Here is a 12614-nt window from a genome sequence, read left to right as displayed (position 1 = left end):
TGGATGTCAACCAAAGGAATCCGTCAAAAATATGACGGGGTTGTGCATCATGCACTGGCTTTTAACACACTGTTGAGTTCTCAAGAAACGGACGCATGCATCTGACTGAAGACTCACTTGCGATGAATCTCGACCAGAAGGCGCTATCTCGTTCTCCTCAATCTTATCAGTTCGCCCGGATCCTTGTCAAATCTTGCGACTTGACGGGAAGTGGTTCGAACTTCCAAGATTGCCTGCCCCGATCTGGGGCAACCCTCGTAACTTACCGTGTCATCGGGCCCGTGTCGAATCAACCGGTTTTTCGGTGATTCGGCGCGCCCTAAGACGAACCCATGCGACAGCACACCGAAGCGGCTGCGCCGAGTTGGCTCGTTACTTCAAGGGGTCTGCCCTGGAGGCCCGTCCGCCTGACCGGCGTCCGGCTCACTCCCCGGGGCGAAGTGAAAGATTAGGCGGCGATCCGCGACTCGTCAAATCGCCCCGCCCGGGGAGGTGAGAAGAGGCCGCCGGCGGGGTAAGGGCGGCGTCACCGGGCGGGGGCGCCGGCCAGCTCGCGTACCTGTTCAGCCGATACGAACACCTCGGCCTTCATGCCCGCGGCCCGCGCCGCCACCACGTTCTCCTCGCGGTCGTCGATGAACAGCACCTCCCCCGGCGCCACCCCCATCCGCTCCGCGCAGATCTCGTACGCCCGCGGATCCGGCTTCGCCACCCCCACCCGGCACGAGAACGTCAGCGACTCGAAGCGATCGAGCCACTCGCTGTGCCGGGACTCCCAGACGGGCACCAGCTCCGCGATGATGTTGGACAGCAGCCCCAGGCGGTGCCCCCGGTCGGCGAGTTCGTGGATCAGCTCGACCATCGCGGGATCGACGTGGCACCAGCTGTCGAGGTCGGCGGCGATGAGCGCGGGGATGTCCGCGAAGCGCACGCCCAGCCGGTCGGCGACGGCGGTCCAGTAGGCGGTGCCGTCCTGGCCGGCGTCGTACGGAGGCCGGCAGGCCCAGTACGCCTCCCAGAACGACTCCCCCGCCACCCCGGCGAGCTCCTCGATCCGTCGCCTGGCCGCGTCCCCCTGTGTACGGGCGATCACCCCGTACAGGTCGAAAACGATCACGTTCGCCATGTCTCCGACCATAACCGGACGTATCCTGGCTCGGGTGAACTCCGTCGCCACTCTCACACCTCCAGCACGTCCAGCCACACACAGGCGCACGTTCACCGCCTGGTGGATGGGGTTGTTCGGCGGACTCGCCGCCTTCTCCGGCACCGGCGCCAGCACCCTGAACGGCGACGAGCTGGCCACCATCAGCGCCGCCTCACGCTCGCTCGCCGGCATGGTCGAGCTGGCCCGCCACATCGACGGGCATTTCCTGCCCTACTACCTCTTCATGCACTTCTGGATGAAGGCTGGCTCGGCGGAGCTGTGGCTGCGGTTGCCGTCGGCGGTGGCGATCGGCGTGGCGGCGTGGCTGCTGGTGGATCTGGGGCGGCGGCTGCACAGCACGCGCGCGGGCGTGGTGGCGGCGGGGTTGTTCGCGATCTTGCCATCGGTGTCCTACTACGGGGCCTTCGCCAGGTCGTACGCGTTCGCGGCGGCAGCGGTGGTTTTCGCGTTCTGGGCGTTGCACCGGGCGCTGGAGCGGCCGAGCGGGCGCAGGTGGGCGGCGTACGGGGTGGCGGTGGCGCTCGTGTGCTGCACGCACCTGTTCGCGGTGCTCGTCCTGCCCGCCCACGCGCTGCTGGTGCGGCGGGAGGTGCTGGGCAGGATGGCGGCCGCGCTCGCCGTGGGGTGCGTGCCCGCGGCGGTGCTGGGCCTGATCGGGTACGGGGAGCGGCACGCCATCAGCTGGATCCCGCAGCGCGGGCCCGAGGTGTTGCTGACGTTCCCGAAGATGGCGGCGGAGGCGGAGGTGCTGGGCGTCGCGCTGTTCGCGATCGCGCTGGCGGGCGCCGTGCTGCTGTGGCGGCCGAACGGCGTGCGCGCCTGGGCCGCGGCGGTCGCGGGGTGGCTGGTGCTGCCGCCGATGCTGCTGCTGGCGGTCTCCTGGCTCGTCACTCCCGTGTACGTGGACCGCTACCTCTTCGTCACCGCCCCCGCGCTGGCGCTGCTCGCCGGGCTGGCGGTGGCGAGCCTGCCGCGATTGCAGGTGGTGGCCGGGGTGGCGGTCGTGGTGCTGGGCTGCCTGGTCGCGCTGCCCGAGCATGTGGACGTACGCGAGGAGAACGGGCGGATGGAGAACATCCCCTGGGCGCTGCGGGTGATCAAGGCCGAGCCGGACGACGCCATCGTCTACGGGCAGAGCCAGCTGCGTGCCGGCTTCGACTACTACGCCGGCTCGCTCATGCCGGTGGACGTCCTGCGCTCGGGGGACGCGCCGGACCCCGAGGGGTTCGGCTACCCGGAGCAATCCGACGTCGCGGCGGCACTGGCCGGGCACGAGCGGGTCTGGGTGGTGTGGCGCGGCACGAAGGACTCCGGGCTCAAGGAGGACGGCCTCCCGCGGGTCGAGGAGGTCCGGCGGGCCGGGTACGAGCTGGAGACGGCCAAGCACTCGGCCGACCTGCCCGGCTTGACGGTCGCCCTGTTCACCCGCGCCGACCGGCCCAGCCGGGCTTCCCGTAGAAGCGCCACGAGGACCCCCACGCAGGGCACAGAGCGGCGGCGCAGGCAGGCTCAGGAGCCAGGCGGGCGCTCTCGATAGAAGCACCTGCCGGAGACGTCAGCGGAGGCGCGCAAGGAAGCGCCCTCCCCGGAGACTCCGGCAGGGCGGGCGCTCCCATGGAAAGGAGAGGTCAGCTGACCTCGACGCCGCCGATCGACTTCTTGCCGCGGCGCAGCACCATGTACCGCCCGGCCAGCAGGTCCTCGGCGCCCGGCACGTACGCCTCGTCGGTGATCTTGCGGTTGTTGAGGTAGGCGCCGCCCTCCTTGACCGCCCGGCGGGCCGCCGACTTGGACTCGACGAGACCGCTGTCGGCGAGCAGGTCGATGAAGGGCGCCCCGAGCGCCGGGATGTCGGCCTTGGGCACCTCGGCCAGCGCCGCGCCGAGCGTGGCGGCCGGCAGCTCCTCCAGCGAGCCCTGACCGAACAGCGCCTTGGAGGCGGCGACGACGGCGTCGAGCTCCTCCTTGCCGTGCAGCAACTCGGTGAGGTCCTCGGCGAGCGCGCGCTGGGCCTCGCGGGCGAAGGGCCGCTCGGCGACGGCCTTCTCCAGCGCCTCGATCTCCTCCCGGCCGCGGAAGGTGAACACCTTGAGGTAGTGGATCACGTCGCGGTCGTCGGAGTTGAGGAAGTACTGGTAGAAGGCGTACGGCGAGGTCATCTCGGGGTCGAGCCAGAGCGCGCCGCCCGCGGTCTTGCCGAACTTGGTGCCGTCGGCCTTGGTGATGAGCGGCAGCGTCAGCACGTGCACGTGGCCGCCCTCGACGCGGCGGATCAGGTCGGCGCCCGCGGTGATGTTGCCCCACTGGTCGCTGCCGCCGATCTGCAGCGTGCAGTTGTAGCGGCGGTAGAGCTCGAGGAAGTCGTTGGACTGCAGGATCTGGTAGCTGAACTCGGTGTAGCTGAGGCCCTCGCCGGCCAGCCGCGCCGAGACGGACTCCCTGGCGAGCATGCGGTTGACCGGGAAGTGCTTGCCGATGTCGCGCAGGAAGTCGATGGCGCTCAGCTCGCCGGTCCAGTCGAGGTTGCTGACCATGAGGGCGGGGTTGGACGGGTCGTCGAAGTCGAGGAAGCGCCCGACCTGGCCGCGCAGCCGCTCGACCCAGCCTTCGACGACCTCGGCGGCGTTGAGCGAGCGCTCGGTGTTGCGGCCGCTGGGGTCGCCGATGAGCCCGGTGGCGCCGCCGACCAGGCCGATCGGGCGGTGGCCCGCCTGCTGGAAGCGGCGCAGCGTCAGCAGCGGCACGAAGTGACCGACATGCAGGGACGGTGCGGTCGGGTCGAAACCGCAATAGAGCGTGATCGGTCCCTTGGCCATGGACGCGCGCAGCGCGTCGAGGTCGGTGGACTGGGCGATCAGGCCTCGCCACGCGAGGTCGTCAAGGAAGTCGGTCACGGTGATCTGGCTTTCCTGTCGGATGTCGGTGCCTTTAGCCTGCCCGATCGGTGCGGATGCGCGCCACTTGGATACGCTGGGTGCCCATGTGGAGGGTCCGTCGCGAGCTGGCCGTTTTCAAGATCTTAGGGGCTCTGGTGTGTGCCGGGCTCGGCGTTCACTGGTGGGCGGGGGATGATTTCCGCGGCGTGATCCTGGCGGTTCCCGCGATGGTTCTGCTGGCCGCGATGGGGCTGCGCGACGTGCTGGCGCCGGTGCGGCTGGCGGCCGACGAGAGCGGCATCACGGTGGTGCACGGGTTCGCGGGGCGGCGGCACGTGCCGTGGGAGTCGATCTGGGACATCAAGGTGGACGTGCGCAGGCGGTGGGGGTTGCGCAGCGAGATGCTGGAGATCGACACCGGCGACTACCTGCACATCTTCAGCCCTCACGACTTGGGTGCCTCGCCGACGGAGGTGGCCGCGGCGTTGCGGCGCCGTGGCACGTGAGCGCGGTAGGGGGAGACGGTCGGGTCGCCGTCGATCCAGAACCGCCATGGGGTCTCCTTGGCGGTCGAGACGCCGGTGCGGGGGCCTGACCTGATCGTCGCGGGGTCGGCGGGCCGGCCGGCGAGCACGGTGGCCGACTGGTGGGGGCGCCCGGCGGGTGAGCCGTCGAGCACGGCGTCGAGGCCGTTGTGCTCGCGCAGCAGGCCGAGGGCGACGGTCAGCCTGGCGGGGCCGCGGGCGAGGTCGCGATCGGGCACCGGCCGGCCGGACGAGCGGCGGGCGCGGGCCTCGGCCACCCCTTCGACCACTTCGCCCGCGCGCAGCAGCACCGCCGAGCCGGAGCCTTCTGGCAGGCACACCAGGTTGGCGCAGAAGTGCATGCCGTAGGTGAAGTAGACGTAGATGTGGCCGGGCGGGCCGAACATGACGGCGTTGCGCGGGGTCTTGCCGCGGTAGGTGTGGGCGGCCGGGTCCTCGCCGGGGCCGCCGTACGCCTCGACCTCGGTCAGGCGTACGGCGACGGATCCGTGCACGAGCACGCGCCCGAGCAGGTCGGGCGCGACCTCGTGGGACGGCCGGTCGAAGAAGCTCCGCGGCAGCGGTGCGGAGCTCAGCTGCCCGCTGCCCATGCCGCCTGCGCGTCGACCGCCTCGCGGAGGGCGATGAGCTGGTCGCGTACGCGGTCGGGCGCGGTGCCGCCGTGGGCCTTGCGGGCGGCGAGGGCGCCGGGCACGCTGAGCACGTCGCGCACGTCGGGGGTCAGGTGGGGCGAGACCTTGCCGAGCTCGTCGTCGGTCAGCTCGCCGAGGTCCTTGTCGTTGACCTGGCACCAGACGACGAGGTGGCCGACGGCCTCGTGCGCCTCGCGGAACGGCACCCCGCGCCGCACCAGCAGCTCGGCCAGGTCGGTGGCGAGGGCGTAGCCGTCGGGGGCGGAGGCCTCCATGCGGGCGGTGTTGACGCGCATGGTGGCGACCAGGCCGGCCATGGCGGGCAGCACCAGCAGCAGGGTGTCGACGGCGTCGAAGACCGGCTCCTTGTCCTCCTGCAGGTCGCGGTTGTAGGTCAGCGGCAGGCCCTTGAGCGTGGTGAGCAGCGACATCAGGTTGCCGATGAGGCGGCCCGACTTGCCGCGGGCCAGCTCGGCCACGTCGGGGTTCTTCTTCTGCGGCATGATCGACGAGCCGGTGGAGTAGGCGTCGTCCATCTCGATCCAGCGGAACTCCTGCGAGGCCCACAGGACGATCTCCTCGCCCAGCCGCGACAGGTGCACGCCGATCATGGCGGCGTCGAAGAGGAACTCGGCGGCGAAGTCGCGGTCGGCGACGGCGTCCATCGAGTTGGGCGCGGCGGCGGAGAAGCCCAGCTCCTCGGCCACGGCCTGCGGGTCGAGCGGCAGCGACGAGCCGGCCAGCGCGCCGGAGCCGAGCGGGGAGATCGCGGCGCGCTTGTCCCAGTCGGTGAGCCGGTCGACGTCGCGGGCGAAGGCGTGCACGTGGGCCAGCAGCTGGTGGCCGAACGAGACGGGCTGCGCGTGCTGCAGGTGGGTCATGCCGGGCGCGGCGGTCTCGGCGTGCTGCTCGGCCTGCGCCATGAGCGCGGTCTCCAGCTCGACCAGGCGGGAGACGATCGAGCGGGCGTGGTCGCGGAGGTAGAGCCGCAGGTCGGTGGCGATCTGGTCGTTGCGCGAGCGGCCGGCGCGCAGCTTGCCGCCGAGCGAGCCGAGCCGTTCGAGCAGGCCGCGTTCGAGCGCGGTGTGCACGTCCTCGTCGGCGACCGTCGGGCGGAACTCGCCGGCCTTGCAGGCCTGCTCGAGGTCGTCGAGCGCGCCGATCATGCGCTCGAGCTCCTCGGCGGTCAGCAGCTGCGCCCGGTGCAGCACGCGGGCGTGCGCCCTGGACGCCGCCAGGTCGTACGGCACCAGCCGCCAGTCGAAGTGCACGCTCACCGACAGCCGGGCCAGCGCGTCGGACGGGCCGCTCTCGAAGCGTCCGCCCCACAGCCGCATCGGCTTGCCATCACTCACCGTTGTGTCCTCCATATACGTTTTCGCTGGACGCGCCCGCGCCGGTGGTCCCGGCATCGGTGGCCGGGCGTGCCCTCGCGCGCTCCCCCCGAGCTCCTGCGCGACCTTAGTGCAAGTCGGTCCAGCTTGGCGTCGTGGGCCGCCGCGATCCTAGCCGCGGGCGGGCGTCCGGGGGTTAGGCGCGCCGGTCGGCGACCTTGAGCAGTGCGTCGGCGACGGCCTTCCCGCCGCTGGGGTCGCGGCTGATGACCAGGATGGTGTCGTCGCCCGCCACCGTGCCGAGGATGGACTCCCAGTCGGCGTGGTCGATGGCGGAGGCGAGGAACTGCGCGGCGCCCGGCGGCGTGCGCACGATGACCAGGTTGGCCGACGCCTCGGCGCCGACCAGCAGCTCTTCGGCGATGCGGTGCAGCCGGGCGGCGGGCGTCTCGCCGGTGCCGAGGCGGGCGAGCGGGATGCGGCCGCCGCCCTCGCCGGGCAGCGCGTAGACGAGCGAGCCGTCGTCGGCGCGCAGCTTGAGCGCGCCGAGCTCGTCGAGGTCGCGGGAGAGCGTGGCCTGGGTGACCTCGACCCCGCTCTCGGACAGCAGCTTGGCCAGCTCGGGCTGGGAGCGTACGGCCTTGCGCTGCAGCAGCTCGGTGATCTTCGCCTGCCGGGCCGCCTTGGTCATCGGGATCATCGCCGGGACACCAGCCAGTGCAGCAGCGCCTTCTGGGCGTGCAGGCGGTTCTCGGCCTGGTCCCACACGACGCTGCGGGGCCCTTCGAGCACCTCGTCGGTGATCTCCAGCCCGCGGTAGGCGGGCAGGCAGTGCAGCACGATCGCGTCGGACGCGGCGTGTTCGAGCAGCTCGTCGTTCACCTGGTACGCCTTGAGCGCGGCCACGCGCTGCTCCTTGCCGTCCTGGCCCATCGAGACCCAGGTGTCGGTGGCGACGACGTGGGCGCCCTGGACCGCGGCCTCGGGGTCGGACAGCGCGATGACCGAGCCGCCGGTCTTGGCGGCGATGGCCGCCGCATGGTCGAGGATGACGGCGTCGGGCTGGTAGCCGGCGGGCGCGGCGATGCGGACGTGCAGGCCGGCCGTGGCGCCGCCGAGCAGGTAGGAGTGCGCCATGTTGTTGGCGCCGTCGCCGAGGTAGGTGAAGGTGAGGCCGGCGGTGCGGCCGAGCCGCTCGCGCACGGTCTGCAGGTCGGCGAGGATCTGGCAGGGGTGGAAGTCGTCGGTGAGCGCGTTGACGACGGGCACCCTGGAGTGGGCGGCCATCTCCTCGATGAGCTCCTGGCCGGTGGTGCGCCAGACGATGGCGGCCACCTGGCGGTCGAGCACGCGGGCGAGGTCGGCGGCCGGCTCGCCGCGGCCCATGAGGACCGAGACGTTGTCGACGACCAGCGGCAGGCCGCCCAGCTCGCCGATGCCGGTGTGGAAGGAGACGCGGGTCCTGGCCGACGGCTTGTCGAACAGCACGGCGACGGTCTGCGGCCCCTCGAAGGGGCGGTAGCCGAAGCGGTCCTTCTTCATCGCGGCGGCCAGGTCGAGGACCTCGGCCTGCTCGGCGGGGCTCAGGTCGTCGTCGCGCAGGAAGTGCCTGGTGCTCACTTCGCGGCCTCCGCGAGGATCGACGGGAACGCGGTGACGAACGCGTCGACCTCGTCCGCGCTCACCACGAGGGGCGGCGCGATGCGTACGGCGTCCGGCTGGAGCGCGTTGACCAGGAAGCCGGCCTCGGCGGCGGCCTGCTGCACCTGCGCCGAGCGCGGCTCGGCGAGCACGGCGGCCAGCCACAGGCCGCGGCCGCGGACGCCCTTGAGCAGCGGGTGGCTCGCGGACTCGAGGCCGGTGCGCAGCCGGGCGGCGACGGACTTGACGTGGTCGAGGTCGAGGGTGTCGAGCACGGCCAGCGCGGCGGCGCACGAGACCGGGTTGCCGCCGAACGTGGAGCCGTGGTCGCCCTTCTCGAAGAGCTTGCCGACCTCGCCGAAGCCGATGCAGGCGCCGATGGGCAGCCCGCCGCCGAGCCCCTTGGCGAGGGTGACGATGTCGGGGGTGACGCCTTCGGCCTGGTGGGCGAACCAGTGGCCGGTGCGGCCGATGGCCGACTGGATCTCGTCGGCGACGAGCAGCGCGCCGGTGGAGTCGCAGATCTCGCGGGCGGCCTCGAAGTAGCCGCCTGGCGGCGGCACGACGCCGGCCTCGCCCTGGGTGGGTTCGAGGAAGACCGCGATGCAGTCGCCGGTGACGGCCTCCTTGAGCGCGGCGGCGTCGCCGTACGGGACGAAGCGCACGTCCACCGGGAACGGTCCGAACTGGTCGCGGATGGAGGGCTTGCCGGTCAGCGACAGGGCGCCGATGGTGCGGCCGTGGAAGCCGTTCTCGGCGGCCACGAAGTAGGAGCGGCCCTCGCGGCGGCCGTACTTGAGCGCCAGCTTGTAGGCGGCCTCGTTGGCCTCGGTGCCGGAGTTGGCGAAGAAGACGCGGGCGGGCGCGTTGAGCAGGTCGAGCAGCTTCTCGGCCAGGCGCACCTCGGGCTCGTGCAGGAAGAGGTTGCTGGTGTGGGCGATGGTGGCGACCTGCCGGGAGACCGCCTCGACCAGCGCCGGGTGGGCGTGGCCGAGCGAGCTGGTGGCGATGCCGGCGATGAAGTCGAGATAGGGCCTGCCGTCGACGTCCCAGACGCGGGTGCCCTCGCCGCGGGCCAGCGCGATCGGCGGGACGCCGTAGTTGGGCATGAAGGCGTTGCCGAAGCGCTCGTGCAGGTTCATGACGGGATCACCATCGTTCCGATTCCTTCATTGGTGAAAAGCTCCAGCAGCAGCGAGTGGGGCACCCGGCCGTCGAGGACGTGGGCCTGCGGCACCCCGCCCTGCACGGCCGTCAGGCACGCCTCCATCTTCGGGACCATACCGCTGGACAGGGTGGGCATCAGGGCCGCGAGCTGGTCGGCGGTGAGCTGGTCGATGACGTCGGTGTCGTCGGGCCAGTTGGCGTACAGGCCCTCGACGTCGGTCAGCACGATCAGCTTGTGCGCTTCGAGCGCCACGGCGAGCGCGGCGGCGGCGGTGTCGGCGTTGACGTTGTAGATCTCGCCGTCGTCGCCTCTGGCGACGCTGGAGACGACGGGGATGCGGCCGTCGTCGAGCAGCGCGCGCACGGCGCCGGGCTCGACCTTGATGATCTCGCCGACCTGGCCGATGTCGACGGGTTCGCCGTCGACGAGGGCGTGCTTGCGCACGGCCGTGAACAGGTGGGCGTCCTCGCCTGACATGCCGACGGCGAACGGGCCGTGGTGGTTGATCATGCCGACGATCTCGCGGTTGACCTGGCCGGTGAGCACCATCCTGACGACCTGCATGGCCTCGGGGGTGGTGACCCGCAGCCCGGCGGTGAAGGTGGACTCGATGCCGAGCTTGTCGAGGGCGCTGCTGATCTGCGGGCCGCCGCCGTGCACGACGACCGGGCGCAGGCCGGCGTGGTGCAGGAAGACGACGTCCTCGGCGAAGCGGTGCTTGAGCGACTCGTCGGTCATGGCGTTGCCGCCGTACTTGACGACGATGGTGGCGCCGTGGAAGCGGGTGAGCCAGGGCAGTGCCTCGATGAGCGCCTGGGCCTTGCTCTGCGCGGTGGTGAGTCTCATGAGGAGTACGCCGAGTTCTCGTGGACGTAGTCGGCGGTCAGGTCGGTGGTGTGCACGGTCGCGGTGTGCGGCCCGGCGGACAGGTCGATGGTGATGGTGACGTCGCGAGGACGCATGTCCACCTTGGAGCGGTCGTCGCCGACGGCGCCGCCGCGGCAGATCCAGATGCCGTTGATGGCGACGTTGAGCCGGTCGGGCTCGAACTCGGCGTCGGTGGTGCCGACGGCGGCGAGCACGCGGCCCCAGTTGGGGTCCTCGCCGTGGATGGCGCACTTGAGCAGGTTGGAACGCGCTACCGCGCGGCCGACCTTGACGGCGTCGTCCTCGTCGGCGGCGCCGACCACCTCGATGGCGATCGCCTTGGACGCGCCCTCGGCGTCCACGAGCAGCTGCCTGGCGAGGTCGGCGCAGACCTCGGTGACCCGCTCCTCGAACTCGGCGAGGTCGGGACGCACCTCGGCGGCGCCGCTGGCGAGCAGCAGCACGGTGTCGTTGGTGGACATGCAGCCGTCGGTGTCGAGGCGGTCGAAGGTCCTGGACGTGGCCGCGCGCAGCACGGTGTCGAGCTCTTCGGCGCTGACCTCGGCGTCGGTGGTGATCACGCAGAGCATGGTGGCCAGGGCGGGGGCGAGCATGCCGGCGCCCTTGGCCATGCCGCCGACCATGTATCCGCTGCCGCGCTTGAAGGAGATCTTGGAGACGGTGTCGGTGGTGCGGATGGCGTCGGCGGCGGCCAGGCCGCCGTCGCGGGAGAGCTGGCCCGCCGCGGTCTCGACGCCGGACAGCAGCGCGTCCATGGGCAGCCGCTCGCCGATGAGGCCGGTGGAGCAGACGGCGACCTCGCCGGCGGAGTCGTCGAGCACCTCGGCCACCTTCTCGGCGGTGGCGTGGGTGTCCTGGAAGCCCTCGGGCCCGGTGCAGGCGTTGGCGCCGCCGGAGTTGAGCACGACGGCGCGCAGCCGGCCGCCGGACAGGACCTGGCGCGACCACAGCACGGGGGCGGCCTGCACGCGGTTGGCGGTGAAGACGCCCGCGGCGGCGCGGCTCGGCCCGTCGTTGACGACGAGTGCCAGGTCACGGGAGCCGCCGGACTTGATGCCCGCGGCGACGCCGGCGGCTCTGAATCCCAGAGGGGCGGTCACGCTCATGCCTCCTCCCCCGCCTTCGGCAGGGATGCCGGGCACCCGTGCTTGCTGCTTGCTTCGCTGCGCTCTCTCACGGAGCAACTCCTGTCGTGGGGAGGCCGAGCTCTTCCGGCAGGCCGAGGGCGAGGTTGACGCTCTGGATCGCGCCTCCGGCCGTGCCCTTGGTGAGGTTGTCGATGGCGATGACGGCGACCACGCGGCCCGCGCGCTCGTCGAGCGTCACCTGCAGTGCGGCGGTGTTGGCGCCGTAGGTCATGGAGGTGGCCGGCCAGGTGCCCTCGGGCAGCAGGCGGACGAAGGGCTCGTCCTTGAGCGCCACCTCGTACGCGGTGCGCAGCGCCTCCTTGGTGAGCCCAGGGGCGGCCGGCGCGGTGCAGGTGGCGAGGATGCCGCGGCTCATGGGGGCCAGCGTCGGCGTGAACGAGACGCGGACCTGCTGCCCGGCGACGGCCGACAGGCCCTGCTCCATCTCGGGGGTGTGGCGGTGGACGCCGCCCACGCCGTAGGCGCTGACCGAGCCCATGACCTCGCTGCCGAGCAGGTGGGGCTTGAGCGACTTGCCGGCTCCGCTGGTGCCGCTGGCGGCGACCACGACGACGTCGGGGCCGGCCAGGCCGGCGGCGTAGGCGGGGGCGAGGGCGAGCAGGACGGAGGTCGGGTAGCAGCCGGGGACCGCGATGCGGGTGGCGCCCATGAGCACCTCGCGCTGGCCGGGCAGCTCGGGCAGGCCGTAGGGCCAGGTGCCGGCGTGCTCGCCGCCGTAGAACTCCTGCCAGGCGGCGGGGTCGGCGAGACGGTGGTCGGCGCCGCAGTCGACCACCAGCGTCTCGTCGCTGAGCTGGGCGGCGACGGCGGCGGAGTGGCCGTGCGGCAGGGCCAGGAAGACCACGTCGTGGCCGGCGAGCGCCTCGGCGGTGGTCTCCTCGATCACGCGGTCGGCGAGCGGGGCGAGGTGGGGCTGGTGGGCGCCGAGCGGGCTACCGGCGCTGGAGGCGGCGGTGAGCGCGCCGATCTCGAACTCGGGATGAGCGAGGAGGAGGCGGAGCAGCTCCCCTCCCGCGTAGCCACTGGCTCCCGCGATCGCTGCCCTCATTCAACTTCCTCCTGCTGCATGAATATGCATCATAGCTTATGACCTTGCTTGTGAAGATGATGCACTCTAGAGGATGAGCATGCAAGCCAGGCTGGGACTATTGACCGTATCGTGAGACTTGTCACCCGCCGTTGGGGGCCGAAAACATGCGGGCCCGATGCAAGCC

At 71.6% G+C, this 12614-nt stretch carries 12 protein-coding genes; 2 read left to right on the top strand and 10 right to left on the bottom strand.

Features of this window, described 5'->3' with window-relative positions; genetic code table 11:
- Positions 1 to 526: 526 nt before the first annotated feature.
- Positions 527 to 1126 carry an HAD family phosphatase gene (locus AB0K28_RS24205; RefSeq protein WP_364373854.1) on the bottom strand — a complete coding sequence of 200 codons (600 nt, stop codon included), beginning with the start codon at positions 1124 to 1126 and terminating at the stop codon, positions 527 to 529.
- Between the two features lie 106 nt (positions 1127 to 1232).
- On the opposite strand from AB0K28_RS24205, the gene AB0K28_RS24200 reads away from it, so the two are divergent.
- Entirely contained in the window at positions 1233 to 2705 is a 1473-nt protein-coding gene (locus tag AB0K28_RS24200) for a glycosyltransferase family 39 protein (protein ID WP_364373851.1), read from the top strand.
- Positions 2706 to 2796: 91 nt separating this feature from the next.
- Here the strand turns inward: AB0K28_RS24200 and tyrS are convergent, their stop codons facing one another.
- Positions 2797 to 4062, bottom strand: a complete 1266-nt coding sequence (tyrS, locus tag AB0K28_RS24195) for a tyrosine--tRNA ligase (protein WP_345386205.1) — start codon at positions 4060 to 4062, stop codon at positions 2797 to 2799.
- 86 nt (positions 4063 to 4148) lie between these two features.
- Between tyrS and AB0K28_RS24190 the strand changes: the two genes are divergently transcribed.
- Positions 4149 to 4550: a PH domain-containing protein gene (locus AB0K28_RS24190; protein ID WP_364373848.1), complete on the top strand. Its 402-nt coding sequence runs from the start codon at positions 4149 to 4151 to the stop codon at positions 4548 to 4550.
- On the opposite strand, the gene AB0K28_RS24185 is transcribed toward AB0K28_RS24190, so the two are convergent.
- From AB0K28_RS24185 to argC, 8 genes are all read right to left on the bottom strand, one after another.
- Positions 4490 to 5179, bottom strand: coding sequence for a DNA-3-methyladenine glycosylase (locus AB0K28_RS24185; RefSeq protein ID WP_364373846.1), 690 nt, complete (start codon positions 5177 to 5179; stop codon positions 4490 to 4492). The genes AB0K28_RS24190 and AB0K28_RS24185 overlap by 61 nt on opposite strands.
- On the bottom strand, positions 5161 to 6591 hold the full coding sequence (argH, locus tag AB0K28_RS24180) for an argininosuccinate lyase (protein WP_364373843.1): 1431 nt from the start codon (positions 6589 to 6591) through the stop codon (positions 5161 to 5163). The genes AB0K28_RS24185 and argH overlap by 19 nt, the downstream gene beginning before the upstream one ends.
- A 160-nt stretch (positions 6592 to 6751) precedes the next feature.
- Complete coding sequence (locus AB0K28_RS24175; protein WP_364373840.1) at positions 6752 to 7255, bottom strand: arginine repressor; 504 nt, start codon at positions 7253 to 7255, stop codon at positions 6752 to 6754.
- Positions 7252 to 8175 (bottom strand): ornithine carbamoyltransferase, encoded by a 924-nt coding sequence (gene argF, locus AB0K28_RS24170; RefSeq protein ID WP_364373837.1) that lies wholly within the window; start codon positions 8173 to 8175, stop codon positions 7252 to 7254. The genes AB0K28_RS24175 and argF overlap by 4 nt, the downstream gene beginning before the upstream one ends.
- Complete coding sequence (locus AB0K28_RS24165) at positions 8172 to 9338, bottom strand: acetylornithine transaminase (protein WP_345386214.1); 1167 nt, start codon at positions 9336 to 9338, stop codon at positions 8172 to 8174. The genes argF and AB0K28_RS24165 overlap by 4 nt, the downstream gene beginning before the upstream one ends.
- Positions 9335 to 10210 carry an acetylglutamate kinase gene (gene argB, locus AB0K28_RS24160; RefSeq protein WP_345386217.1) on the bottom strand — a complete coding sequence of 292 codons (876 nt, stop codon included), beginning with the start codon at positions 10208 to 10210 and terminating at the stop codon, positions 9335 to 9337. The genes AB0K28_RS24165 and argB overlap by 4 nt, the downstream gene beginning before the upstream one ends.
- Positions 10207 to 11358 (bottom strand): bifunctional glutamate N-acetyltransferase/amino-acid acetyltransferase ArgJ, encoded by a 1152-nt coding sequence (argJ, locus tag AB0K28_RS24155; RefSeq protein ID WP_345386220.1) that lies wholly within the window; start codon positions 11356 to 11358, stop codon positions 10207 to 10209. Before argJ ends, argB begins: the two co-directional genes overlap by 4 nt.
- A 67-nt stretch (positions 11359 to 11425) precedes the next feature.
- A complete protein-coding gene (gene argC, locus AB0K28_RS24150) occupies positions 11426 to 12448 on the bottom strand; it encodes an N-acetyl-gamma-glutamyl-phosphate reductase (protein WP_364373832.1) in 1023 nt (340 codons plus the stop codon).
- Between the last annotated feature and the right edge of the window lie 166 nt (positions 12449 to 12614).

Origin of the sequence: Nonomuraea sp. NPDC049504 (assembly GCF_040676845.1) — a bacterium.
GTDB lineage: Bacteria > Actinomycetota > Actinomycetes > Streptosporangiales > Streptosporangiaceae > Nonomuraea > Nonomuraea salmonea.
Note: the sequence above shows the minus strand (reverse complement) of the source record. Positions and strands in the feature narration are given on the sequence as shown.